Genomic DNA, 24,248 nt, shown 5'->3' with positions numbered 1-24,248 from the left:
CTTATCTTTTTGGAGGTCTAAATTTATTGAGGGTCTTCTAAGCCCAAACTCTGTCTAATGACCGTTAATTTCGCAGGTTCTCCTTGCTCAGCTGCACTTTGTAGTGCGCGTGTTGGAGCATGGATCAATTTGTTTGTGAGCTTATTACTCAGCTCAAGTAAGACTTTCTCAGGATCACCGCCCGCAGCCAGTGACTGTAAACTCTTACTTAATAATTCTTCTCTGATTTCATTCGCTGACTTTCGATACTCACGAATGCTATCCACAGCTTGTAAAGAACGCATCCAGCTCATAAAGGCGGCGCTCTCTTCACTTACAATCGCTTCAGCCTGAATCGCTTCAACCTTGCGTTGTTCTATATTGCCATCAACAATCGATTGCAAGTCATCAACCGTGTATAGGTAAGCATCATTAAGATCGCCCACTTCTGCTTCGACATCACGAGGTACCGCAATATCAACCAGTAGCATAGGTTGATGTTTTCTCTGCTTAAGTGCGGTCTCAACCATACCTTTACCGATAATCGGCAGAGGACTCGCTGTTGAGCTGATCACAATGTCCGCTTTATTAAGGTGTTCTGGAATCTCATTCAAGCTGATCACCTCAGCACCAAACTCTTCAGCTAAACCTAAAGCACGCTCACGAGTTCGGTTAGCCACGATCATTTTAGTACAGCCATTAGCAGAAAGGTGTTTTGCTACCAACTCGATGGTTTCACCAGCACCTACTAGCAGTACCGTTGAGTCTTCAATCGACTCAAAGATGTGCTTCGCCAATGTACAGGCTGCGTAAGCAACAGAAACGGCACTACCACCAATTTCAGTCTCAGTACGAACACGCTTAGCAACAGAGAATGACTTTTGGAACAGCTTCTCCATCGACGCATCAACGGCTTTCTGCTCACGCGAATCAGAATACGCTTGTTTTACCTGTCCGAGAATTTGAGGCTCACCCAATACTAAAGAGTCTAAGCCACATGCAACACGCATTAGGTGTTTAATTGCCGCTTGCTCTTCATGGATATAAAGGCTGGGTTTAAGCTCTTCTGGGCTAACGTCATGAAATACTGATAACCATTCAATCAGCTTATTCTTAGCCGCACTCTTAACGTCACAATACACTTCTGTTCGGTTACAAGTGGACAGTATGACACTTCCATTCACGTGTGCATTTGCGTTAAGTTGCCTTAGTGCATCAGATAATTTATCTGGACCAAACGCTACTTTTTCTCGCAATTCAACCGACGCTGTATTGTGATTGATACCTACGGCAAGCAAAGACATGTATCAGAAGTTCTCGATCAGGGTTTAAAAACAGGATGCCGAATTTTACTTGATGCATGGCTCTATTTAAAGGGTAAGCAGTATTTGTTTTCCTGAGTTCGTGAATTCAATGCTATAGTTGAAGCGTTTTTTCGATATTATTGAATAAGTTGTGAGCAAACATGGATAGATTTCGTAAAATTGCCTCTTTAATTTTTTTCTGTCTGATCGTAGCAGGTTGTGTTTCTGTACCCGAACAACCGACCAGTGTGGAGTGGCAAGCACATCAGCGACAACTTCAAGAGATCCAATATTATCAAGCAACAGGCAAGCTCGCTTACATCTCTCCCGAAGAGCGCCAAAGCCTCAATTTTTTATGGAAACACTCTCCAAACTTCAGTCAATTACGATTGACCACGTTCTTAGGCCAAACAGCACTTAACCTCACAATCAACGAGTACGGCGCTAAAGTCGTTACTTATGATGATCAAGTATTTACCCATAGAAGTGCATCTAAACTGGTTAAACAGCTAACTGGGCTGACGATCCCCGTTGATCATCTACCACAATGGCTACTCGGTAACCCTGATGAAGCAGACACCTACTTATTGAACGCCAACAATACAGTAGAAGCGCTTTCTAAGCAGATCGATGGCAAAGCTTGGCAGCTCACCTTTGACCGCTATCGCGATGTCACTTTAAGCCAAGATATCGATAGCCAAAACGATACCGTTGAAAAGGTACTGCCTCTTCCAACACGACTCTCATTTAAACAAGATGAAAATAAGATCAACATTGTGGTCTCTAAATGGACACTCGATAAATGATTTCGACACAAACTCATTGGCCGTCACCGGCTAAACTGAACCTTTTTCTCTACATTACTGGTCGTCGTGACAACGGCTATCATGAATTGCAAACCCTGTTTCAATTTGTCGACTTCGGTGATGAACTCAGTATCACCGCTCACCAGCGCTCAAACCAAATCACTATTTCACCTCAAATTCCAGGTGTCGCTACCGAAGATAACCTAATCTGGAAAGCCGCTACCGCCCTTCAGCAGTATGCCAATACCAACTTCGGCGCTGATATTGAACTCAAGAAAGTTCTACCTATGGGTGGCGGTATTGGTGGTGGTTCATCGAATGCAGCAACTGTGTTAGTCGCATTAAACTACCTGTGGCAACTCGGACTTTCTGATGATCAATTAGCAGAGATCGGCTTAAAGCTGGGGGCGGACGTCCCTGTATTCGTTCGTGGCTTCTCTGCTTTTGCTGAGGGTGTGGGTGAACAGTTACATCCAGCTACCCCTGAAGAGAAGTGGTATTTAGTGGTTAAGCCTCAAGTGAGCATAGCAACCGTGGACATATTCACACATCCAGAATTAACCAGAAATACGCCGAAGCGAGAGCTAGCAACGCTTCTAGAGCAAGAATACGTAAACGATTGCGAAAAAATTGTACGAATGCTGTACCCAGAGGTTGATAAGCAACTTTCATGGCTGCTACAATATGCGCCGTCGAGATTGACCGGCACCGGTTCTTGCGTTTTTGCTGAATTTTCGAGCAAAAACGAAGCAGAATCTGTACTGGCAAAACTGCCTGACAACGTCTCTGCATTTATTGCTAAAGGTCGAAATCTTTCACCTTTAAAAGAGACGCTGGCTGAATACCACTCAGCCCACCCACAATCTAATTAAAACTGGACGCAACCCTGAGGTTTCCACCGTGCCTGATATGAAGCTATTTGCTGGTAACGCAACACCTGAACTAGCCCAACGTATTGCTGATCGTCTATACATCTCTCTTGGCGATGCTACTGTAGACCGTTTTTCTGATGGCGAAGTCGCTGTTCAAATCAATGAAAACGTTCGTGGTAGCGATGTATTCCTGATTCAATCAACTTGTGCACCAACCAATGACAACCTAATGGAATTGGTGGTAATGATTGACGCAATGCGCCGCGCTTCTGCTGGCCGTATTACTGCTGTAATCCCTTACTTCGGTTATGCCCGTCAAGATCGTCGTGTACGTTCTGCACGTGTGCCAATTACTGCAAAAGTTGTTGCAGATTTCCTTTCTAACGTTGGCGTAGACCGCGTTCTTACTATCGACCTACACGCAGAGCAAATCCAAGGCTTCTTCGATGTACCAGTTGATAACATCTTCGGTACTCCAGTTCTTCTAGAAGACATGGCTAACCGTGGCCTTGAGAACCCAGTTGTGGTTTCTCCTGACCTAGGTGGTGTTGTACGTGCTCGTGCAACAGCTAAAGCTCTAGGTGACGTTGATATCGCTATCGTTGATAAGCGTCGTCCACGTGCTAACGTTTCTGAAGTAATGAACCTAATCGGTGATGTTGAAGGTCGTGACTGTGTTATCGTTGATGACATGATCGACACAGGTGGCACACTATGTAAAGCAGCTGAAGCGCTAAAAGAGCGCGGTGCTAAGCGTGTATTCGCTTACGCAACTCACGCTGTATTCTCTGGTGGTGCTGCAGACAACATCAAGAACTCTGTTCTAGACCAAGTTATCGTAACTGACTCTATCTCACTATCTCCTGAGATGGCAGCAACAGGTAAAGTAACGACTCTTAGCCTATCTCGCATGCTTGCTGAAGCGATTCGTCGTATCAGCAACGAAGAGTCAATCTCTGCGATGTTTAACTAAGACTCACAACTCTACCCATAGAGTGATGCGTTTAAAAAGCACTTCGATTGAAGTGCTTTTTTTATACCTGTCGTATATTGCGCTAAGGTTAGTGTCATAAGTAAGGCTCTCGAGCAGAGACAAGTTCTCCACTGCTCGCACCTTTTTCATAAATTGTGATATCATACGGCGCTTTTTGAAATCCCGAGAGAGATCCATACCTTGAGCCAACAAATAAAACTTCTCGTTGGACTGGCAAATCCAGGTCCAGAATACGCCAAAACTCGCCACAATGCGGGCGCATGGGTAGTTGAAGAATTAGCACGCGTACACAACGTTACACTAAAGAATGAAGCAAAGTTCTTTGGTCTGACTGGACGCATTATGGTTCACGGTGAAGATCTTCGCTTGTTGATCCCAACAACTTACATGAACTTATCCGGCAAAGCCGTTGCGGCATTGGCGAAGTTCTACCAAATTAAACCAGAAGAGATTATGGTTGCACACGATGAACTCGATCTCCCACCTGGCATTGGTAAGTTCAAGAAGGGTGGCGGCCACGGCGGTCACAATGGACTCAAAGACATCATCAGCAAGCAGGGTAACAATAAAGAATTCTACCGTCTTCGTTTAGGCATCGGCCATCCGGGACATAAAGATAAAGTTGCAGGTTATGTATTAGGCAAAGCTCCGCAAAAAGAGCAAGAGTGTATTGATGCCGTTGTTGACGAATCAGTACGCAGCCTAGACATCTTATTAAAAGATGGCCTATCAAAAGCACAAAATCGCTTACATACGTTCAAAGCAGAATAAGGTTTATATCATGGGTTTTAAATGTGGCATCGTTGGTCTACCAAACGTTGGTAAGTCAACTCTGTTTAATGCACTAACTAAAGCAGGTATCGAGGCAGCAAACTTCCCGTTTTGTACCATCGAACCAAACACAGGTATCGTTCCAGTACCTGATCTACGTCTAGATGCATTAGCGAAAATTGTTAATCCGCAGAAGATCCTTCCTACAACGATGGAATTCGTTGATATCGCTGGCCTAGTTGCTGGTGCATCTAAAGGTGAAGGTCTGGGTAACAAATTCCTAGCAAACATCCGTGAAACTGACGCAATTGGTCACGTAGTTCGCTGTTTTGAAAACGAAAACATCGTTCACGTTTCTGGCAAAGTATCACCAATCGAAGACATTGAAGTGATCAACCTTGAACTTGCACTGGCTGACTTAGACAGCTGTGAGCGTGCAATTCAACGTAATGCTAAGAAAGCAAAAGGCGGTGACAAGGACGCTAAGTTCGAAATCACTGTTCTAGAAAAGCTACTACCAGTTCTTACTGAAGGTGGTATGGCGCGTACAGTTGAGCTTTCAAAAGAAGAAGCGGCAGCAATTGGCTACCTAAACTTCCTTACACTTAAGCCAACAATGTACATTGCGAACGTAAACGAAGACGGTTTCGAAGATAACCCGTACCTAGATGCAGTTCGTGAATACGCAGAAAAAGAGAACAACGTAGTTGTTGCTGTATGCGCAGCTATTGAATCTGAGCTATCTGAACTTGAAGACGAAGATCGCGAAGAGTTCCTAGCAGACATGGGTATCGAAGAACCAGGTCTAAACCGTGTTATCCGTTCTGGTTACGAACTACTTACTCTACAAACTTACTTCACTGCTGGTGTTAAAGAAGTGCGTGCTTGGACTATCCCTGTTGGTGCAACTGCGCCACAAGCTGCTGGTAAGATCCACACTGACTTCGAAAAAGGCTTCATCCGTGCAGAAGTTGTTGGTTACGACCACTTCATCGAGTTTAACGGTGAGAGCGGTGCAAAAGATGCAGGTAAATGGCGTCTAGAAGGTAAAGACTACATCGTTAAAGACGGCGATGTTGTTCACTTCCGCTTCAACGTATAAGTTTTATTAGCAACTTATTGCCAAAGGCCAGTGTTCTCACTGGCCTTTTTTGTTTTCTCAATTTAATGATTTCTATTCATATCAAAATTAACTTCGCCAAAATATCGGGTTTCAACCCCATTTTTTGATCACAAATACGCCTCTTTGTCTAAAAAGAAATCGAACAGGCATTTATTCGTGATTTATTTAAAAAAAAAGTTGACGGGTTTCACTCAACTACGCATAATGCGCCCCGTTCCCAACGAAGCAGCAACGCTTCAAAACGGAACGACAATTTGGAAATGGCTACTTAGCTCAGTTGGTTAGAGCACATCACTCATAATGATGGGGTCGCAGGTTCAAATCCCGCAGTAGCCACCATTTCCTAAATACTTTCCTCTTAAATGAGTTAGAGTCTTTAGGAAATATGCGGAAGTGGCGGAATTGGTAGACGCACCAGATTTAGGTTCTGGCGCCGCAAGGTGTGAGAGTTCAAGTCTCTCCTTCCGCACCATATTTGAGATATCTTTTGATATCAATTGTTGGGCTATCGCCAAGCGGTAAGGCACCGGCTTTTGATGCCGGCATTCCCTGGTTCGAATCCAGGTAGCCCAGCCACAAATTAAAGTGCAATTATCTTTAAAAAGGTAATAGCATTGAAAGCGAGTTTAGTTTATATTGTCTCGCTCTCAGATGGCTACTTAGCTCAGTTGGTTAGAGCACATCACTCATAATGATGGGGTCGCAGGTTCAAATCCCGCAGTAGCCACCATTCTTTCATTAGAATGAAAAATACAACGTGATACTGATTTTACCAATTATCGGTATGACTAAAGAATTGTTGCGGAAGTGGCGGAATTGGTAGACGCACCAGATTTAGGTTCTGGCGCCGCAAGGTGTGAGAGTTCAAGTCTCTCCTTCCGCACCATTATTCTTCTTCGGAAACGAAGAGCGTGTGATTGACACATAAAACAATCCAGTTGGGCTATCGCCAAGCGGTAAGGCACCGGCTTTTGATGCCGGCATTCCCTGGTTCGAATCCAGGTAGCCCAGCCACTAATACAACGTTATTGAGATTCACCAATCATCTCTCTAACTACAAAATTGATGCGGAAGTGGCGGAATTGGTAGACGCACCAGATTTAGGTTCTGGCGCCGCAAGGTGTGAGAGTTCAAGTCTCTCCTTCCGCACCATTATTCTTCTTCGGAAACGAAGAGCGTGTGATTGACACATAAAACAATCCAGTTGGGCTATCGCCAAGCGGTAAGGCACCGGCTTTTGATGCCGGCATTCCCTGGTTCGAATCCAGGTAGCCCAGCCACTAATACAACGTTATTGAGATTCACCAATCATCTCCTTAACTAAAAAATTGATGCGGAAGTGGCGGAATTGGTAGACGCACCAGATTTAGGTTCTGGCGCCGCAAGGTGTGAGAGTTCAAGTCTCTCCTTCCGCACCATTATTCTTCTTCGGAAACGAAGAGCGTGTGATTGACACATAAAACAATCCAGTTGGGCTATCGCCAAGCGGTAAGGCACCGGCTTTTGATGCCGGCATTCCCTGGTTCGAATCCAGGTAGCCCAGCCACTAATACAACGTTATTGAGATTCACCAATCATCTCCTTAACTACAAATTGATGCGGAAGTGGCGGAATTGGTAGACGCACCAGATTTAGGTTCTGGCGCCGCAAGGTGTGAGAGTTCAAGTCTCTCCTTCCGCACCATTATTCTTCTTTGGAAACAAAGAGATCTCGAAAGAGAAACAAGTTGGCTACTTAGCTCAGTTGGTTAGAGCACATCACTCATAATGATGGGGTCGCAGGTTCAAATCCCGCAGTAGCCACCATTCTTTCATTAGAATGAAAAATATAACGTGATACTGATTTTACCAATTATCGGTATGACTACAGAATTGTTGCGGAAGTGGCGGAATTGGTAGACGCACCAGATTTAGGTTCTGGCGCCGCAAGGTGTGAGAGTTCAAGTCTCTCCTTCCGCACCATTATTCTTCTTCAGAAATGAAGAGTGTGTGATTGACACATAAAACAATCCAGTTGGGCTATCGCCAAGCGGTAAGGCACCGGCTTTTGATGCCGGCATTCCCTGGTTCGAATCCAGGTAGCCCAGCCACTAATACAACGTTATTGAGATTCACCAATCATCTCTTTAACTACAAAATTGATGCGGAAGTGGCGGAATTGGTAGACGCACCAGATTTAGGTTCTGGCGCCGCAAGGTGTGAGAGTTCAAGTCTCTCCTTCCGCACCATTATTCTTCTTCGGAAACGAAGAGCGTGTGATTGACACATAAAACAATCCAGTTGGGCTATCGCCAAGCGGTAAGGCACCGGCTTTTGATGCCGGCATTCCCTGGTTCGAATCCAGGTAGCCCAGCCACTAATACAACGTTATTGAGATTCACCAATCATCTCCTTAACTACACTATTTGCTAGAAAATAAACTAGCGATGCGGAAGTGGCGGAATTGGTAGACGCACCAGATTTAGGTTCTGGCGCCGCAAGGTGTGAGAGTTCAAGTCTCTCCTTCCGCACCATTATTCTTCTTTGGAAACAAAGAGATCTCGAAAGAGAAACAAGTTGGCTACTTAGCTCAGTTGGTTAGAGCACATCACTCATAATGATGGGGTCGCAGGTTCAAATCCCGCAGTAGCCACCATTCTTTCATTAGAATGAAAAATATAACGTGATACTGATTTTACCAATTATCGGTATGACTACAGAATTGATGCGGAAGTGGCGGAATTGGTAGACGCACCAGATTTAGGTTCTGGCGCCGCAAGGTGTGAGAGTTCAAGTCTCTCCTTCCGCACCATTATTGTTCTTCGGAAACGAAGAGTGTGTGATTGACACGTGAAACAATCAAATACAACGTTATTGAGATTCACCAATCATCTCTCTAACTAAAAAATTGATGCGGAAGTGGCGGAATTGGTAGACGCACCAGATTTAGGTTCTGGCGCCGCAAGGTGTGAGAGTTCAAGTCTCTCCTTCCGCACCATCATTAGAGACCCAGCTTTTTAGCTGGGTTTTCTTTTATCTGAAATATACAAATCTGCTAACCACATCACCAAGTATTTCCCCTAGATTCAGCACTTAGTTAACTTTTTATAAGACAATGTCGGCTCCACTTTTACATCGAGTATGACAGCGCTATGAGAACTCTCCCTTTAACCATCGGTTGCTACACAGAAGATCCAAATGGAAGCCAAGGTGTATATCAAACTCAGTTAGATCTGGAAACAGGTAAGCTGAACCCTCCACAACTGATCGCAAAGTGCATTAACCCCTCTTTTGTTGTCTCTACAAAGCTGGGCATCTATACCGCATCTGAAATCGACCAACAGTCCCAACCTCAGCTATTTCACGTCTCAGAGACAGATTCAAACGTCCCATCCAACTCTGGGTACATATTGGGGGATCACCCTTGCCATATCTCGATAGATCCTAACCATAAGTTTGCCATCACCTCTCAATACTCTTCCGGCACATTCGATATTTTTAGTTTGGGTATCAACGGCAACATCGATAAACGAATCGAAACACTAAAAATGTCAGGTTCAGGCCCTAACCAAGATAGACAAACAGGGCCACATGCTCATCAGTCGCTGTTCTTAACGCACTCGCCACAGTTTGTCACCGTTGATCTTGGTGCCGATCGCATCAACTTCTACTGCTTCGATGAGGAGCAAGAGGAGTTTTTGGAAGAGCCAGTACAATCTATTCAAGTTCCTGCGGGCAATGGGCCTCGTCATATGGTTTTCAATAAGGCTGAAGACAAAGCCTATGTTATCTGTGAGCTATCTGAAACGATTCTAATGCTAGAGAAGGCAGTTGGACGTTGGCATATTGTCGAGGAGATGGATGCGCTTCCTAATACAGAAAAAGGAGAAGCGGCCGCAGCGATCAAGCTATCGCCAGATGAGCAGCATCTTTATGTCTCTTGCCGACATCAATCAAGGATCAGTCACTTTAAACTAGACCCAGTGAATCAAAAGCCGGTTTTTGTGGATAGCTATCGTACTGAAGGCAGCTTCCCTCGTGATTTTCATATTACCAATGATGGAGAGTGGCTAATCGCGGCAAATCAACACTCCAACAATCTCACCTCTTTCAAACGCAATAAACTAGACGGCTCTTTAAACTACAGCGGTCACTCTTTGGAAGTAGGTTCACCGGTTTGTGTAACACAACAAATATCGTGAGTAGCAGATATAAAAAAGGAGAGCATTGGCTCTCCTTTACTTCTTTAGCGGTACGCGACTATCAACTACAGCCCCAAAGCGTACTTCAATACTTGGTTTTTAATTGGTCCAGAGTTCTCTGCAAGCTTTAGTGCTGCATTCCGAACAAACTTAAGTGGGCCAAGATCATTACTAAACGTCTTGTAGAAGAAGTCCATGCCACTCTGCATGATGAGATTATCTCCTCTTCTTTTAACCTCGTAGCTTCTTGCGACAGAGTCTGTTAACTCACCCTGCTCTTTAGTCAGGTTGATTAGAGCTGCCACATCTTTAAAGCCCAGGTTAACCCCTTGCCCAGCGAGAGGGTTGATGGAGTGTGCAGAATCTCCAACCAAGATACAGTTATTTTGAGCGTAACGCTGAGCATGTCGACGGGTTAATGGGAAAGAGCCCGATTGAAGCACTTTAATATCACCCAGCTCCGCAGGGAAATGACTTAACACTTCTGCACGCAGCTTCTCTGGACTCATTGCTGACAATTGCTTAATGCGTGAAGGTTTGTCGTACCACACCAAAGAGCCTTGCCCCACTTCCTTACCCTCTGCCGTAAGCGACGCCAAAGGTAAAAAAGAACGAGGGCCACTTGGTAGAAATTGTTGCCAAGTAATGTCTTGCTGAGGAAGTTCTGTCTCGACATTGATCAGCATACAGTGTTGGCGATAATCCCAAGCCGTGATACCAATTCCCGCTTGCTGACGAACAGCCGAATTCGCGCCGTCTGCACCAACAACCCATTTAGCTGATAGACGCAAGCCAGACTGCAACACCACAGTGTTCGTTTCACCAAATTCAATGGTATCGAGCTTTTCTGGGCATAACAGTTCAATATTGTCATAGCGTTCAAACTGCGCCCACAACCCAAGTTGGATAAGGCGGTTTTCAACGATATAGCCCAGTCGAGGTAACTCTAGAGATGCAGCATCAAATCGCGTACGGCACTCTGGATGTTCCCAAGTCTCTAAGCGTTTATATGTGCAAACTCGCATGTTCTCGATTGCATCCCAAGCACCTAGCGAATCCAACAGATCCACAGAGGCTTGAGAGATCGCAGAGACACGAATGTCCATAGGTTGTGTCTTTTCGAAAGCTTGCGGGGCAAATCCCTCGATCACCGCGACACGCATACCTTGCTGCGCAAATCCGATAGCGGTTGCTGCACCAACCATACCACCGCCGACTACCACAATATCGTAACTGTTCATATTTTGTACTTATCAGTTTGATTCAATGACTGTTTTTGATTGTACGTTTTCACAACTTACTTGTAACCAAAAACCTTAATCTCAAAATGGACAATCCCTTGCTGCGTATAGTGTTTCTCGAAATAACTAACAATCTTAACGAGAATAAAAACCACTACATAAGAGATTTTGCTAGACCACTAGTCAGTCGGTTTTGAAACCAGTACAATACGCCGCTTGCTGTTAGGGTCGCGTTATTTTAGCCATATTTAGAGGCTATAATAGAGACCATAACCGCGGATTAACACTGGGCGATTTGCTCCCTTAAATTAAACTAACGATCGAGCGAACAAAACATGAGTAAGAAACTGCTAATTAAAACTTGGGGCTGCCAGATGAATGAATACGATTCATCAAAAATGGCTGACCTGCTAAATGCCGCAAATGGCTATGAGCTAACAGAAGTACCTGAGGAAGCAGATGTACTACTACTGAATACCTGTTCTATCCGCGAAAAAGCGCAAGAGAAAGTATTCCACCAGCTGGGTCGTTGGAAAACGCTAAAAGACAAAAAAGACGGTGTTGTGATCGGTGTGGGTGGCTGTGTAGCGACTCAAGAAGGCGACCACATTCGTGAGCGTGCGCCATACGTTGACGTAATCTTTGGCCCACAAACACTGCACCGCCTACCAGAGATGATCAAACAATCTCTGAGCGATGAAGCGCCAGTAATGGACATCTCTTTTCCAGAGATCGAGAAATTTGACCGTCTACCAGAGCCACGCGCTGAAGGTGCAACAGCATTCGTTTCTATCATGGAAGGCTGTTCTAAGTACTGTACTTACTGTGTTGTACCTTACACTCGTGGCGAAGAAGTTAGCCGTCCAATGGATGACGTGCTATTCGAAATCGCACAACTTGCAGACCAAGGTGTACGTGAAGTAAACCTACTAGGCCAAAACGTAAACGCGTACCGTGGTCCAACGCACGAAGGCGACATCTGTTCATTTGCAGAACTACTTCGCCTTGTAGCTTCTATCGATGGTATCGACCGTATCCGTTTCACAACGAGCCACCCACTTGAGTTTACTGACGATATCATCGCTGTATACGAAGATACACCAGAGCTTGTGAGCTTCCTGCACCTACCAGTACAAAGTGGTAGTGACCGCATCCTAACGATGATGAAGCGTCCTCACACAGCTATCGAATACAAGTCGATCATTCGTAAGTTACGTAAAGCTCGTCCTGATATTCAAATCAGTTCTGACTTTATTGTTGGCTTCCCAGGTGAAACAGCAATGGATCACCAAGCAACGATGAAACTGATCAAAGACGTAGATTTCGATATGAGCTTCAGCTTTATCTTCTCTCCTCGTCCAGGTACACCTGCTGCAGATTACCCATGTGACGTGCCTGAGCAAGAGAAAAAAGAGCGTCTATACGAACTACAACAAGTGGTTAACTCTCAAGCAATGCGTTACTCACGCCTAATGCTTGATACAGAGCAACGCGTTCTTGTGGAAGGTCCGTCTAAGAAGAACCTAATGGAGCTTCGCGCGCGTACTGAAAACAACCGTGTTGTTAACTTCGAAGGCAGTGCCGACCTTATCGGTCAATTCGTTGATGTGAAGATCACTGATGTATTCGCTAACTCTCTACGTGGTGAGCTGGTTCGTACAGAAAAAGACATGGACCTACGTACTATTATCTCTCCAACTCAGATGATGGCGAACACCAAACGTGAAGACGAGCTAGGTGTAGCAACATTTACGCCGTAAGCGAAACATCTAGATTCAGCACAAAGCTGAACTGCAAAGCTTGAAATTACCTAACTAAGTGACCATCTTAGAAATAGGGAAATCGCCACTAGAAGCCCGGTCCCAATCGGGCTTCTTGCTCTTTGTTTATTGAAAAGAGTGGGTGGCACAAAATGAGAGGCTAATTTGAGCAATAAAATCGTTACCCTAGAGATCAATCTAGAACCAGCAGATAACCGTCGCCTTGCAAGCCTATGTGGCCCGTTCGATGACAACATTAAACACCTCGAACGCCGTTTAGGTGTCGAGATCAACTACCGCAGCAACTTTTTCACTATCGTCGGCAAGCCTCACACGGCTGCAGCTGCGCTTGAGATCGTTAAGCGTCTGTATGTTGAGTCTGCTCCGGTGAAAGGTAATATTCCAGATATCGAGCCAGAGCAAATCCATCTGGCGATTAAAGAGTCAGGTGTCTTAGAACAAACAGCTGAGCCAAGTATTGAGCACGGCAAAGAAGTGTTCATCAAGACTAAGAAAGGCGTGATTAAGCCACGTACGCCAAACCAAGCGCAATACCTAATGAACATGGTCACTCATGACATCAGCTTTGGTATTGGTCCTGCAGGTACAGGTAAGACTTACCTAGCGGTGGCAGCAGCAGTAGATGCTCTTGAGCGCCAAGAGATCCGTCGTATTCTACTAACACGTCCAGCAGTTGAAGCTGGCGAGAAACTCGGCTTCCTTCCTGGTGACTTAAGCCAGAAAGTCGACCCTTACTTGCGTCCTCTTTATGATGCACTGTTTGAGATGCTAGGTTTTGAACGTGTTGAGAAACTGATTGAGCGTAACGTGATTGAGGTTGCACCTCTTGCGTACATGCGTGGTCGTACTTTGAACGATGCCTTCATCATTCTTGATGAGAGCCAGAACACCACGGTTGAACAGATGAAAATGTTCCTGACTCGCATCGGCTTCAACTCGCGAGCGGTAATCACGGGTGATATCACCCAAATCGATTTACCTCGTGGTGCGAAGTCTGGTCTACGTCATGCAACAGAAGTACTGAGCGAAGTCGATGACATCAGCTTTAACTTCTTCATGTCTGAAGACGTGGTTCGTCACCCAGTTGTTGCTCGTATCGTTAACGCGTATGAGAAATGGGAAGCGAAAGACCAAAAAGAGCGTAAAGAGTTTGAACGTCGTAAGCGTGAAGAGCGTGAGGCCAAACTGCTTGAGGCTCAACAGCCAGCTGAGAAACAATTAGCAACACAAAATAGCTCTGTCGTTGCAGAACAAGGTGATAAATAGATGTCTATTGAACTAGACCTGCAATTAGCAGTCGAAGATGAACAAGGCTTACCGACTGAGCAAGACATTCAGCAATGGTTGGACAAAACCATTCCACAATTCCAAGAGAATGCGGAACTGACCATTCGTATCGTTGATACGGAAGAGAGCCACCAGCTGAATCATGAGTATCGCGGAAAAGACAAGCCAACCAATGTGTTGTCTTTCCCGTTCGAGGCGCCTCCGGGCATTGAGCTCGATCTTTTAGGTGATCTCATCATTTGTCGCCAAGTGGTAGAAAAAGAAGCAGAAGAGCAAAACAAGCCTCTGTTAGCACACTGGGCTCATATGGTTGTACATGGCAGTCTGCATCTGCTAGGTTATGATCATATCGAAGATGATGAAGCTGAAGAGATGGAGTCACTCGAGACAGAAATCATGCAAGCTATGGGGTATGAAGACCCTTACATCCTAGAAAAGTAAACAGATTCTAGGAAGATAGATTGCAGAGAAACAGCAGCTCCACGAACCTTGAAACACTATTGGTATCTGAGTTGTTATGTGTGCTATCACACTTCTGATAGCGTTATTTTTTGAGAAATCATGAACGAAGGTAACCCCCCCACTTCTGAGGGAAGTAAAAAATCTGAAGGTCCGAGTAGAAAGTCCTTCTTTGAACGCCTAGGCCAACTATTTCAAGGCGAGGTAAAAGACCGCCAGGAGCTCGTAGATGTAATCCGCGACTCTGAAATTAATGACCTAATTGACCATGACACTCGCGACATGCTTGAAGGTGTAATGGAAATCTCTGAGATGCGCGTGCGTGACATCATGCTACCGCGTTCTCAAATGGTCACAGTTGAACGCACCGATGACTTAGATACATTGATTGCGTTGATTACTGATGCTCAACACTCTCGCTACCCAGTGATCAGTGAAGATAAAGACCATGTAGAGGGCATTCTTTTAGCGAAGGACCTACTTAAGTATTTGGGCTCAGACAGCGCCCCATTCGACATTGAGCAAGTGATTCGCCCTGCGGTTGTTGTTCCAGAAAGTAAGCGTGTTGACCGCCTACTCAAGGAGTTCCGTGAAGAGCGTTACCACATGTCTATCGTTGTCGATGAGTTCGGCGGTGTATCGGGTCTTGTAACCATTGAAGATATCCTCGAAGAAATCGTTGGTGAAATTGAAGACGAGTTCGACGATGAAGAAGAGTTAGACATTCGTAAGCTGAGCAAGCATACCTTCTCAGTAAAAGCTTTAACCACTATTGAAGAGTTCAATGACACATTTGGAACCAGCTTTAGTGACGACGAAGTAGATACTGTTGGTGGTATGGTGATGACAGCCTTTGGGCACCTGCCGACTCGCGGTGAAATTGTAGAAATTGAAAACTACCATTTCAAAGTGACCTCTGCAGATAACCGCCGTGTGATTCAATTACAGGTGACTATCCCAGACGAGCAACCTCTTCCAACTATCGAAGAATAACAACTTCTCTCTAAAGAGATGACATAATTTAGATGACTAAACCATTTATTCATCGCCTACTACGGCCGCTTGCGGCCGTTTTTGTTGGCGCTATCACAACCCTTGCGTTCGCTCCCTACTCCTTCTGGCCTATCGCCATTCTCAGCCCAGCTATTCTGTTAATCCTATTGCACAAACAAAGTACCAAAAGTGCACTGTGGACAGGTTATGCGTGGGGCTTTGGACAGTTTGCTACTGGCATCAGTTGGGTCTACGTCAGTATTGACGGGTTTGGAGGCATGCCACTAGCCGCAAACCTATTCCTAATGGGCTTGCTTATTGGATACCTCGCCATTTATACGGGTCTATTCGCGTGGGCACTCAACCGCTTTTTCCCGAATAATAATCTCACTCGCTTTTTCCTTGCAGCGCCTGCTTTATGGCTAATAACCGACTGGTTGCGTGGCTGGGTAATGACGGGCTTCCCGTGGCTTTGGCTTGGTTACAGCCAAATTGAGTCTCCACTGGGCTCATTTGCGCCAATTGGTGGTGTAGAGCTGATTACCTTAGTCGTGATCGTATCTGCGAGTGCACTGGCTTATACGGCGATTAACCGAGCCTGGAGCGTGGGGTTGATTCCTGTGGTTTTATTGAGTGCAGGTTTTGGCATTCGAAACATTGACTGGGTGACACCGAATCCAGACAAAACCACATCAGTCGTACTCATTCAGGGGAACGTCGACCAAGACTTAAAATGGTTACCAAGCCAGCGTTGGCCGACCATGATGAAGTACACAGACATGAGCCGTGATAACTGGGGTGCAGATATCATAATCTGGCCAGAAGCCGCAATCCCAGCATTTGAGGTTGAGATCCCATCCTTCCTTCGCAACCTTGATAGCGCGGCGAAGATGAATAACAGCTCAATCATCACTGGTGTGCTCAATCAGTCGGAAGACAAAAAGTACTACAACAGCATTCTCTCTCTTGGGGTAAATCCATATGGAGAGTACAGCTACGACCCAAGTGAGCGCTACCACAAACACCACCTACTTCCGTTTGGTGAGTTTGTGCCGTTTGAAGACATCTTGCGTCCACTGGCGCCGTTCTTCAACTTGCCAATGTCGTCGTTTAGTCGCGGTGATTTCATTCAGCCAAACATCGTGGCGAATGGCCGCCATCTAGCACCTGCACTGTGTTACGAAATCATCTTCAATGATCAGGTTCGTCAGAACGTGACCGAAGAGACAGACTTCATTTTAACGCTCTCTAACGATGCGTGGTTTGGCAGTTCAATTGGTCCACTTCAGCATATGGAGATCGCGCAAATGCGTGCTCTAGAGCTTGGTAAGCCAGTTATTCGCTCGACTAATAACGGTGTGACGGCGGTAACTGACCACAAAGGCAAAATCGTTGAGCAAGTGCCTCAGTTCGAGACAGCAGTGTTAAAGGCTGAGCTTATCTCTACCGATGGTCAAACACCTTATCGTATTGTAGGCACGTGGCCACTTTACGTTTGGGTGCTATTGAGTTTAGTAATCGGCTGGCGCTTGAGAGAGAAAAGTTAGATTCGAGATAAAACTTTAAAGGGTTGGCCTACAGGGTCAACCCTTTTTATTTATGTCGGAGGGAGCACTATGGTTTGAGCGCTTTACGACTGAAACCTTTACCGCCACATTTGATGCATGGAATGATGGTAGTTGGGTGGTTGTATTCTGTTTGGTGACCACAATCGTCACAAATCAGACGACCTAAACCGATCACCTCTCCAGCTTGATAAAGCCCTTGATGCTCCAAATCTTGGAACAGCTCTACCCACTCCACCTTGGTTCGGTCGGTGATTTCCAGCAAGCCATGCCAGATAGAATCTGCAATCATCAAGTAAAACGGCCCACTTTTGCTCTCTTCGTAGTTTTCAGAGAACTCTTTTAGATCCGATTTAACGTAAGCCGAGATCAAGGATAACTCGTCTTTCGTCATATCATTCGCGGCTTGTGCAAGCTTGCCTGACGTTTCAATCTTATTGTTGATCTCTTCAGGGCTATGCTTGAGTGTTTCGATGACATCTTCTACCAGCTCTTCATAGAGTGCTTTTTTCTTTGGCATAAGTCCTCCTCAAGATTGCAGACCTAAATCAATACCCGAGATAATGAGAGTATGACAGGTATAACTATTGTTGTAGTTCGTTCCTTTAGGTATTCTATGACGATCTATTGAAGTCTGATCAAACCAGACTCACAAATTCCAAGATAACCGGACATCATCGATGCAAGAACAATACAATCCGCAAGAAATTGAACAAAAAGTTCAACAGCACTGGGATAACAACAAGACCTTTGTTGTAAGTGAAGACCCAAATAAAGAAAAATTCTACTGTCTATCCATGTTCCCATACCCAAGTGGTCGACTGCACATGGGTCACGTGCGTAACTACACAATCGGTGATGTGGTATCTCGTTTCCAACGCCTGCAAGGCAAAAACGTAATGCAACCAATCGGTTGGGATGCATTTGGTCTACCGGCAGAAAACGCAGCGGTTAAGAACAACACAGCACCTGCACCATGGACTTACGAAAACATCGAGTACATGAAGAACCAACTTAAAATGCTTGGTTTAGGCTACGACTGGGATCGTGAATTCGCGACTTGTACACCTGAGTACTACCGTTGGGAACAAGAGTTCTTTACTAAGCTTTACGAAAAAGGTCTAGTTTACAAGAAGATGTCTACAGTTAACTGGGATCCAGTTGACCAAACAGTTCTTGCAAACGAACAGGTTGTTGACGGCCGCGGCTGGCGTTCAGGCGCAATCGTTGAGCAAAAAGAGATCCCTCAATGGTTCATCAAAATTACTGAATACGCTCAAGAGCTAATCGACGATCTAGACACTCTAGATGGCTGGCCTGAAATGGTTAAGACCATGCAGCGCAACTGGATCGGTCGCTCTGAAGGTGTAGAGCTGAAGTTTGAAGTGAAAGGTCAAGCAGACCTCGAAGTTTACACAACTCGCCCAGACACACTAATGGGTGTGACTTACGTAGGTATCGCAGCAGGTCACCCTCTAGCAGCAGAAGCAGCTAAGACAAACCCTGAGCTAGCGGCTTTCGTTGAAGAGTGTAAGAACAACAAAGTAGCAGAAGCTGAAATGGCAACAATGGAGAAGAAAGGTATGGCGACTGGCCTTACTGCTATTCACCCATTGAACGGCCGTGAGGTTCCTGTTTACGTAGCTAACTTTGTACTTATGGACTACGGTACAGGCGCTGTAATGGCAGTACCTGCACACGACCAACGTGACTACGAGTTCGCGACTAAATATGGTCTAGACATCATCCCAGTGATCAAGCCAGCTGACGGCAGCGAACTAAACATCTCTGAAGAAGCATACACTGAGAAAGGTGTACTATTCGATTCAGGTGAGTTCGATGGCCTAGAATTCCAAGCAGCATTCGATGCAATCGCAGCGAAGCTTGAAGCTGAAGGCAAAGGTACTAAGACAGTTAACTTCCGTCTACGTGACTGGGGTGTATCTCGTCAACGTTACTGGGGTGCGCCAATCCCAATGGTAACCACTGAAGATGGTGAAGTTCACCCAGTACCAGCGGACCAACTGCCAGTCATTCTTCCAGAAGACGTAGTAATGGACGGCGTAACTAGCCCTATCAAATCTGATAAAGAGTGGGCGAAGACAACATTTAACGGCGAACCAGCTATACGTGAGACTGACACGTTTGATACGTTCATGGAATCGTCTTGGTACTACGCACGTTACTGTTCACCACAAGCTGACGACATCCTAGACCCAGAAAAAGCAAACTACTGGCTACCAGTAGACCAGTACATCGGTGGTATTGAGCACGCTTGTATGCACCTACTATACTCTCGTTTCTTCCACAAACTGCTACGTGACGCTGGTTACGTAACATCTGACGAGCCGTTCAAACGCCTACTATGTCAAGGCATGGTACTGGCTGATGCATTCTCTTACGAGAACGAGAAAGGCGGTACTGAGTGGGTTGCACCTACTGACGTGACGGTTGAGCGTGACGGTAAAGGCCGCATCACTTCAGCGAAAGACAACACTGGCCGTGACGTTGAACACTCAGGCATGATCAAGATGTCTAAGTCGAAGAACAACGGTATCGATCCACAAGAGATGGTAGACAAGTACGGTGCTGACACAGTACGTCTATTCATGATGTTTGCTTCACCAGCAGACATGACACTTGAGTGGCAAGAGTCTGGCGTTGAAGGTGCTAACCGCTTCCTGAAACGTGTTTGGAAACTAGTAAACGAGCACGCATCGAAAGGCGCGGCAGAAGCAGTGGATACCTCGGCACTGTCTAGCGACCAAAAAGCACTTCGTCGTGACGTTCACAAAACAATCGCGAAAGTGACTGACGATGTTGCTCGTCGTCAAACGTTCAACACTGCAATCGCTGCAATCATGGAACTAATGAACAAGCTAGCGAAAGCACCACAAGAATCTGCGCAAGACCGTGCAATCCTTGATGAAGCGCTGAAAGCAGTTGTTGCAATGCTTTACCCAATCACTCCTCATATCTCTAGCGAAATGTGGGTAGGTCTTGGCGAAGCTGACATCGACAATGCAGCATGGCCAACACACGATGAGAAAGCTCTGGTTGAAGACGAGAAACTAATCATCGTTCAAGTAAACGGCAAGCTACGTGCGAAACTGACAGTACCTGCGGATATCTCTAAAGAAGATATCGAAGCGCTAGGTCTAAACGATGAGAACGTAACTAAGTTCACAGACGGCAAGACTGTTCGTAAAGTGATTTACGTACCGGGTAAGCTACTGAACATCGTTGCTAACTAATCATTCGTCACATCGTGACTGATTGGTTGAGTTAACACTCACAATGCGATAGGAATTAAAGAACTTAATTGCTACTTCGCAGTCAATAGACAGGGTGCACCCCACCCTGTCTACTTATTTAAGCGCTTTTGTATTGGTTAATACCCAGCACGGTTACCCCCAAACTTAAAGCCTTTAAATAAGTAATCCATTTTATGAGAGCCATCAAATAATGCGCCTGATTTCACTGTCTTCGTTAAAAGCTACGTTCGTTGTTCTAACTGTCAGCCTACTCTCAGCCTGTGGTTTTCACCTACGTGGTGACTACTCTGTACCAGAAGAGCTGAACAAGATCTCAGTATCCAGTTACGACCAATACAGTACGTTTACGCGTATGGTGAAGAGTCAGCTGCGTATGAGTAACGTGGAAATTGTTGCGCCAACTAGTAAGACACCTAACCTTCACCTACTAAGTGAAAGCGTTAATGAGCGTACACTCTCTCTATACCAGAACACACGTGCTGCTGAGAAAGAGCTGACGTTCAATGCTTCTTACCGAGTGACGATTCCTGAATTAGGCGATAAAACGTTTACCACCAGCGTAACTCGTAGTTACCTAGATAACCCGCTAACAGCACTAGCAAAATCCGTTGAACGCGACATGATCGAAGATGAAATGCGTAAGCTAGCTGCAAGTCAGATCCTACGTCAAATGGCACGCCTGAAAGCTAACATCGCCGCGAATAGCATGAACCTTGAAGACCTAGAAGAGGTTCAGGTTAAAGAGTTAGAGAAGCAGTACAACATCAAGAATGTTGAGGTAACTCCAGATTCAACTGAGTCTGCTCAATAAGGTTAACTGATGCGTATTTTTGCAGACCGCTTATCAGAGCAGTTAAATAAGCAGCTTAGCCGCGTTTATTTAATCTTTGGTAACGAACCGCTATTGCTTCAAGAAAGCCGTGAGTCGATTCAGAAAGCTGCTAAACAGCAAGGCTTTGAAGAGCGTCATCGCTTTGCTATCGACAGTAGCCTTGATTGGAATGATGTTTACGACTGTACTCAAGCCCTGAGCCTATTTTCGAGCCGTCAGCTGATCGAATTAGAGTTGCCAGAGTCTGGTGTAAATGCGGCTATCGCGAAAGAATTATTGGCGCTATCAGACCAGCTGCACGAAGACATCATGTTGGTGTTGATCGGAACCAAGCTAACCAAGGCACAAGAAAATGCTAAGTGGTTCAAAGCACTTTCGAGCCAAGGTCACTGGGTAAGTTGCTTAACACCTGACGTTGGCCGCTTGCCGCAGTTTGTTCAAGCTCGCTGTCTCCAAATTGGTTTACAGCCAGACGCCGAAGCCACTCAGATGCTGGCTCAATGGCACGAAGGAAACCTATTTGCATTAACCCAGAGCTTAGAGAAGCTGGCACTGCAATATCCTGATGGCAAGTTAACCTTAGTTCGACTTGAAGAGTCACTAAGTCGTCATAATCACTTTACCCCATTCCATTGGGTAGATGCTCTGCTTGCAGGTAAAGGTAATCGAGCCCAACGTATTTTGCGCCAATTAGAGGCGGAAGGTGTAGAAGCGGTGATTCTTTTACGCAGTATTCAACGAGAGTTAGCACTGCTACTTCAGATGCAGCAACAAATGCAACAGATGCCCATCGGACAAGTGTTCGAGAAACACCGTATCTGGCAATCAAAGAAACCCCTTTATAACGCAGCGCTAACACGAGTCTCAGTGACTCAGTTACACTCTCTGTTTGCACTGCTTACTCAAGCTGAATTGCTATCTAAAACCCAGTATGAGCAATCACCTTGGCCACTCATTCACCAATTGAGTGTTGAGTTTTGTATCCCCTCGGCTTCAATCCCCTTTCCCGCATAAAAGCGTGATATGATTTTGAGTCGCAAAATTAAGATTTAAGGAACACCCTGTGTTACGTGAAGAACTAAGAGATTTTCTTGCAGATAAAGCCGACGACATGAAAGCAGAGTCGATCATCACCATCGACGTTGAAGGTAAATCCAGTGTGACAGACTACATGATCGTTTGTACTGGTACTTCAAAGCGCCACGTCGCTTCTATCGCAGAACATGTCGCAAGTGAAGTGAAAAAAGTCGGTCTAGAGCCGCTAGGTATGGACGGGGAACAAGAAGGTGAATGGGTTGTCCTAGATATGGGCACCAGCATGCTTCATGTGATGCAAGCTGAGCAACGCGAGCTGTACCAACTAGAAAAGCTGTGGGGCTAATCTGTGAAGATCCAATTAATTGCCGTTGGCACCAAAATGCCAAAATGGGTTGAAGAAGGCTTTCAAGAATATAAGCGTCGCTTCCCACACGATATGCCACTGGAATTGGTCGAGATCCCAGCGGGCAAACGCGGCAAAAATGCTGACATTGCACGTATTCTGCAAAAAGAAGGCGAAGCAATGCTAGCAGCGGTGCCAAAAGGTAGCCGTATTGTGACACTCGATATCCCAGGTAGAAAATGGGATACACCGCAACTTGCTGAACAACTAGAGAGCTGGAAGTTGGATGGACGCGATGTTTCTATCCTTATTGGTGGCCCTGAAGGGCTTGCTCCAGCATGTAAAGCGGCAGCTGACCAAAGCTGGTCTCTGTCGGCTCTGACTCTACCGCACCCTCTTGTGCGCGTTATCATGGCAGAAAGCCTGTACCGAGCTTGGAGCATTACAGCTAATCACCCGTATCACCGAGAATAAGCGTTAATGTTACGTAAACGTAGCCAGATCCGTGATTACAAAGAAGAAGCACGACTATTTGCTAGTCGTGCTTTTATTGCGTTTATAGGCATTGTAATCATGATGGGCATTTTGGTTGCCAACCTGTACAACATTCAGGTCAACCAATACCAAGACTATAAAACTCGCTCGAACGATAATCGCATCAAGGTTGTCCCAATCGCACCAACGCGCGGTCTAATCTATGACCGAAATGGTGTATTGCTGGCGGAAAACCGCCCAGTATTTAACCTTGAGATCACCCCTGAGAAAATAAAGAACATGGATGACACCATTGCGCGTCTCCAAGAACTTTTAGAAATCAGCCCAGAGCGAGTCGAAAGATTTAACCGCGATCGCCGCAATACACGTCGCTTTAAATCGGTTCCTATCCTTACCCAATTGACCGAAGATCAAGTAGCTGTTTTCTCGGTAAACCAGCACAAGTTCCCAGGCGTTGAGGTTACGGGCACACTCAAGCGTTTTTACCCATATGGTGATGTGCTCACGCACGTGATTGGCTACGTATCGCGCATTAATGACCGCGATATGCGACGTCTGGTTCGTGAAGAGAAAGACGCCAATTATCAAGCGACCCGTGACATCGGTAAGTTAGGTATTGAACGTTACTACGAAGACATGCTTCACGGTACTGCCGGCTATCAAGAGGTTGAAGTAAACAGCCGTGGCCGTGTTATCCGTACATTGAAGTTTGTACCCGCAATTCCGGGCAAAGATATCGTGTTGAACCTAGATATCGACCTTCAACTTTACGTACATAAACTACTCGATGGACGTCGAGGTTCAGCGGTTGTGCTTGATCCAGACGACAACGGCGTACTCGCTATGGTCTCTAGCCCAAGCTATGACCCGAATGCGTTTGTGCACGGTATCTCGTCCAAGGGTTACAATG

At 45.6% G+C, this 24,248-nt stretch carries 20 protein-coding genes and 20 tRNA genes; 37 read left to right on the top strand and 3 right to left on the bottom strand.

Features of this window, described 5'->3' with window-relative positions; translation table 11 throughout:
- Positions 1-23: 23 nt before the first annotated feature.
- Positions 24-1,283: a glutamyl-tRNA reductase gene (gene hemA, locus AC6R05_RS20430; RefSeq protein ID WP_500648470.1), complete on the bottom strand. Its 1,260-nt coding sequence runs from the start codon at positions 1,281-1,283 to the stop codon at positions 24-26.
- A gap of 161 nt (positions 1,284-1,444) precedes the next feature.
- Between hemA and lolB the strand changes: the two genes are divergently transcribed.
- The 26 genes from lolB (at position 1,445) to AC6R05_RS20300 (ending at position 10,029) form a co-directional block, all read left to right on the top strand.
- Positions 1,445-2,089: a lipoprotein insertase outer membrane protein LolB gene (lolB, locus tag AC6R05_RS20425; RefSeq protein WP_285467926.1), complete on the top strand. Its 645-nt coding sequence runs from the start codon at positions 1,445-1,447 to the stop codon at positions 2,087-2,089.
- Positions 2,086-2,961 carry a 4-(cytidine 5'-diphospho)-2-C-methyl-D-erythritol kinase gene (ispE, locus tag AC6R05_RS20420; protein ID WP_032550067.1) on the top strand — a complete coding sequence of 292 codons (876 nt, stop codon included), beginning with the start codon at positions 2,086-2,088 and terminating at the stop codon, positions 2,959-2,961. Before lolB ends, ispE begins: the two co-directional genes overlap by 4 nt.
- A 28-nt stretch (positions 2,962-2,989) precedes the next feature.
- Positions 2,990-3,934, top strand: coding sequence for a ribose-phosphate pyrophosphokinase (locus tag AC6R05_RS20415; protein WP_032550066.1), 945 nt, complete (start codon positions 2,990-2,992; stop codon positions 3,932-3,934).
- Positions 3,935-4,135: 201 nt separating this feature from the next.
- Positions 4,136-4,726, top strand: a complete 591-nt coding sequence (gene pth / locus AC6R05_RS20410; protein WP_032550065.1) for an aminoacyl-tRNA hydrolase — start codon at positions 4,136-4,138, stop codon at positions 4,724-4,726.
- A 10-nt stretch (positions 4,727-4,736) separates the two neighbouring features.
- Positions 4,737-5,828, top strand: coding sequence for a redox-regulated ATPase YchF (ychF, locus tag AC6R05_RS20405; protein WP_032550064.1), 1,092 nt, complete (start codon positions 4,737-4,739; stop codon positions 5,826-5,828).
- Positions 5,829-6,111: 283 nt separating this feature from the next.
- Positions 6,112-6,188: transfer RNA gene (locus AC6R05_RS20400), tRNA-Met, on the top strand.
- 48 nt (positions 6,189-6,236) lie between these two features.
- Positions 6,237-6,321: transfer RNA gene (locus AC6R05_RS20395), tRNA-Leu, on the top strand.
- A 29-nt stretch (positions 6,322-6,350) separates the two neighbouring features.
- Positions 6,351-6,425, top strand: a tRNA-Gln gene (locus AC6R05_RS20390).
- A gap of 77 nt (positions 6,426-6,502) precedes the next feature.
- Positions 6,503-6,579: transfer RNA gene (locus AC6R05_RS20385), tRNA-Met, on the top strand.
- Positions 6,580-6,650: 71 nt separating this feature from the next.
- Positions 6,651-6,735 (top strand) — tRNA-Leu (locus tag AC6R05_RS20380).
- Positions 6,736-6,788: 53 nt separating this feature from the next.
- Positions 6,789-6,863: transfer RNA gene (locus AC6R05_RS20375), tRNA-Gln, on the top strand.
- A gap of 53 nt (positions 6,864-6,916) precedes the next feature.
- A tRNA-Leu gene (locus AC6R05_RS20370) sits at positions 6,917-7,001 on the top strand.
- A 53-nt stretch (positions 7,002-7,054) separates the two neighbouring features.
- Positions 7,055-7,129, top strand: a tRNA-Gln gene (locus AC6R05_RS20365).
- 53 nt (positions 7,130-7,182) lie between these two features.
- Positions 7,183-7,267 (top strand) — tRNA-Leu (locus AC6R05_RS20360).
- Between the two features lie 53 nt (positions 7,268-7,320).
- Positions 7,321-7,395 (top strand) — tRNA-Gln (locus tag AC6R05_RS20355).
- 52 nt (positions 7,396-7,447) lie between these two features.
- A tRNA-Leu gene (locus AC6R05_RS20350) sits at positions 7,448-7,532 on the top strand.
- Positions 7,533-7,577: 45 nt separating this feature from the next.
- Positions 7,578-7,654, top strand: a tRNA-Met gene (locus tag AC6R05_RS20345).
- A 71-nt stretch (positions 7,655-7,725) separates the two neighbouring features.
- Positions 7,726-7,810: transfer RNA gene (locus AC6R05_RS20340), tRNA-Leu, on the top strand.
- Between the two features lie 53 nt (positions 7,811-7,863).
- Positions 7,864-7,938: transfer RNA gene (locus tag AC6R05_RS20335), tRNA-Gln, on the top strand.
- 53 nt (positions 7,939-7,991) lie between these two features.
- Positions 7,992-8,076 (top strand) — tRNA-Leu (locus tag AC6R05_RS20330).
- Between the two features lie 53 nt (positions 8,077-8,129).
- Positions 8,130-8,204: transfer RNA gene (locus AC6R05_RS20325), tRNA-Gln, on the top strand.
- A gap of 72 nt (positions 8,205-8,276) precedes the next feature.
- A tRNA-Leu gene (locus AC6R05_RS20320) sits at positions 8,277-8,361 on the top strand.
- A 45-nt stretch (positions 8,362-8,406) separates the two neighbouring features.
- A tRNA-Met gene (locus AC6R05_RS20315) sits at positions 8,407-8,483 on the top strand.
- A gap of 71 nt (positions 8,484-8,554) precedes the next feature.
- Positions 8,555-8,639: transfer RNA gene (locus tag AC6R05_RS20310), tRNA-Leu, on the top strand.
- A 101-nt stretch (positions 8,640-8,740) separates the two neighbouring features.
- A tRNA-Leu gene (locus AC6R05_RS20305) sits at positions 8,741-8,825 on the top strand.
- Between the two features lie 154 nt (positions 8,826-8,979).
- Positions 8,980-10,029, top strand: coding sequence for a lactonase family protein (locus AC6R05_RS20300; RefSeq protein WP_500648469.1), 1,050 nt, complete (start codon positions 8,980-8,982; stop codon positions 10,027-10,029).
- Between the two features lie 65 nt (positions 10,030-10,094).
- Here AC6R05_RS20300 and AC6R05_RS20295 read toward each other — a convergent pair whose 3' ends face one another.
- On the bottom strand, positions 10,095-11,270 hold the full coding sequence (locus tag AC6R05_RS20295) for a 2-octaprenyl-3-methyl-6-methoxy-1,4-benzoquinol hydroxylase (protein WP_500648468.1): 1,176 nt from the start codon (positions 11,268-11,270) through the stop codon (positions 10,095-10,097).
- Positions 11,271-11,605: 335 nt separating this feature from the next.
- Here AC6R05_RS20295 and miaB point away from each other — a divergent pair, with 335 nt between their 5' ends.
- The 5 genes from miaB (at position 11,606) to lnt (ending at position 17,337) form a co-directional block, all read left to right on the top strand.
- Positions 11,606-13,030 (top strand): tRNA (N6-isopentenyl adenosine(37)-C2)-methylthiotransferase MiaB, encoded by a 1,425-nt coding sequence (gene miaB, locus AC6R05_RS20290; RefSeq protein WP_150871337.1) that lies wholly within the window; start codon positions 11,606-11,608, stop codon positions 13,028-13,030.
- 165 nt (positions 13,031-13,195) lie between these two features.
- A complete protein-coding gene (locus tag AC6R05_RS20285; RefSeq protein WP_500648467.1) occupies positions 13,196-14,317 on the top strand; it encodes a PhoH family protein in 1,122 nt (373 codons plus the stop codon).
- Entirely contained in the window at positions 14,318-14,779 is a 462-nt protein-coding gene (ybeY, locus tag AC6R05_RS20280) for an rRNA maturation RNase YbeY (RefSeq protein ID WP_032551451.1), read from the top strand.
- 120 nt (positions 14,780-14,899) lie between these two features.
- Complete coding sequence (gene corC / locus AC6R05_RS20275; RefSeq protein ID WP_032551450.1) at positions 14,900-15,790, top strand: CNNM family magnesium/cobalt transport protein CorC; 891 nt, start codon at positions 14,900-14,902, stop codon at positions 15,788-15,790.
- 32 nt (positions 15,791-15,822) lie between these two features.
- A complete protein-coding gene (gene lnt, locus AC6R05_RS20270; RefSeq protein ID WP_500648466.1) occupies positions 15,823-17,337 on the top strand; it encodes an apolipoprotein N-acyltransferase in 1,515 nt (504 codons plus the stop codon).
- A gap of 67 nt (positions 17,338-17,404) precedes the next feature.
- Here lnt and AC6R05_RS20265 read toward each other — a convergent pair whose 3' ends face one another.
- The gene (locus AC6R05_RS20265) at positions 17,405-17,875 is read right to left on the bottom strand and encodes a zinc ribbon-containing protein (protein ID WP_500648464.1); all 471 of its coding nucleotides are present in this window, start codon (positions 17,873-17,875) and stop codon (positions 17,405-17,407) included.
- Between the two features lie 160 nt (positions 17,876-18,035).
- Here AC6R05_RS20265 and leuS point away from each other — a divergent pair, with 160 nt between their 5' ends.
- From leuS to AC6R05_RS20235, 6 genes are all read left to right on the top strand, one after another.
- Complete coding sequence (gene leuS, locus AC6R05_RS20260) at positions 18,036-20,609, top strand: leucine--tRNA ligase (RefSeq protein WP_500648463.1); 2,574 nt, start codon at positions 18,036-18,038, stop codon at positions 20,607-20,609.
- 211 nt (positions 20,610-20,820) lie between these two features.
- Positions 20,821-21,441: an LPS-assembly lipoprotein LptE gene (locus AC6R05_RS20255; RefSeq protein ID WP_150871325.1), complete on the top strand. Its 621-nt coding sequence runs from the start codon at positions 20,821-20,823 to the stop codon at positions 21,439-21,441.
- A 9-nt stretch (positions 21,442-21,450) separates the two neighbouring features.
- Positions 21,451-22,476, top strand: a complete 1,026-nt coding sequence (gene holA, locus AC6R05_RS20250; RefSeq protein WP_500648462.1) for a DNA polymerase III subunit delta — start codon at positions 21,451-21,453, stop codon at positions 22,474-22,476.
- Between the two features lie 49 nt (positions 22,477-22,525).
- Positions 22,526-22,843: a ribosome silencing factor gene (gene rsfS / locus AC6R05_RS20245; protein ID WP_032551441.1), complete on the top strand. Its 318-nt coding sequence runs from the start codon at positions 22,526-22,528 to the stop codon at positions 22,841-22,843.
- Positions 22,844-22,846: 3 nt separating this feature from the next.
- Positions 22,847-23,317: a 23S rRNA (pseudouridine(1915)-N(3))-methyltransferase RlmH gene (rlmH, locus tag AC6R05_RS20240; RefSeq protein WP_032551440.1), complete on the top strand. Its 471-nt coding sequence runs from the start codon at positions 22,847-22,849 to the stop codon at positions 23,315-23,317.
- Positions 23,318-23,323: 6 nt separating this feature from the next.
- Positions 23,324-24,248: penicillin-binding protein 2 (locus AC6R05_RS20235; RefSeq protein WP_500648461.1), on the top strand; the 925-nt coding region annotated here is incomplete at its 3' end.

Source organism: Vibrio sp. R11-SG3-ISO9 (genome assembly GCF_059834255.1).
The sequence above is the reverse complement of the archived record's forward strand: the minus strand, read 5'-3'. Positions and strand labels throughout refer to the sequence as shown.

Bases quoted from the DNA above. Each gene is read 5' to 3' on its own strand.
- AC6R05_RS20300 (WP_500648469.1), top strand. From the start codon at position 8,980: ATGAGAACTCTCCCTTTAACCATCGGTTGCTACACAGAAGATCCAAAT.
- hemA (WP_500648470.1), bottom strand. From the start codon at position 1,283: ATGTCTTTGCTTGCCGTAGGTATCAATCACAATACAGCGTCGGTTGAA.
- lolB (WP_285467926.1), top strand. From the start codon at position 1,445: ATGGATAGATTTCGTAAAATTGCCTCTTTAATTTTTTTCTGTCTGATC.
- ispE (WP_032550067.1), top strand. From the start codon at position 2,086: ATGATTTCGACACAAACTCATTGGCCGTCACCGGCTAAACTGAACCTT.
- AC6R05_RS20295 (WP_500648468.1), bottom strand. From the start codon at position 11,270: ATGAACAGTTACGATATTGTGGTAGTCGGCGGTGGTATGGTTGGTGCA.
- lnt (WP_500648466.1), top strand. From the start codon at position 15,823: ATGACTAAACCATTTATTCATCGCCTACTACGGCCGCTTGCGGCCGTT.
- ychF (WP_032550064.1), top strand. From the start codon at position 4,737: ATGGGTTTTAAATGTGGCATCGTTGGTCTACCAAACGTTGGTAAGTCA.
- corC (WP_032551450.1), top strand. From the start codon at position 14,900: ATGAACGAAGGTAACCCCCCCACTTCTGAGGGAAGTAAAAAATCTGAA.
- ybeY (WP_032551451.1), top strand. From the start codon at position 14,318: ATGTCTATTGAACTAGACCTGCAATTAGCAGTCGAAGATGAACAAGGC.
- AC6R05_RS20265 (WP_500648464.1), bottom strand. From the start codon at position 17,875: ATGCCAAAGAAAAAAGCACTCTATGAAGAGCTGGTAGAAGATGTCATC.
- AC6R05_RS20255 (WP_150871325.1), top strand. From the start codon at position 20,821: ATGCGCCTGATTTCACTGTCTTCGTTAAAAGCTACGTTCGTTGTTCTA.
- leuS (WP_500648463.1), top strand. From the start codon at position 18,036: ATGCAAGAACAATACAATCCGCAAGAAATTGAACAAAAAGTTCAACAG.
- miaB (WP_150871337.1), top strand. From the start codon at position 11,606: ATGAGTAAGAAACTGCTAATTAAAACTTGGGGCTGCCAGATGAATGAA.
- holA (WP_500648462.1), top strand. From the start codon at position 21,451: ATGCGTATTTTTGCAGACCGCTTATCAGAGCAGTTAAATAAGCAGCTT.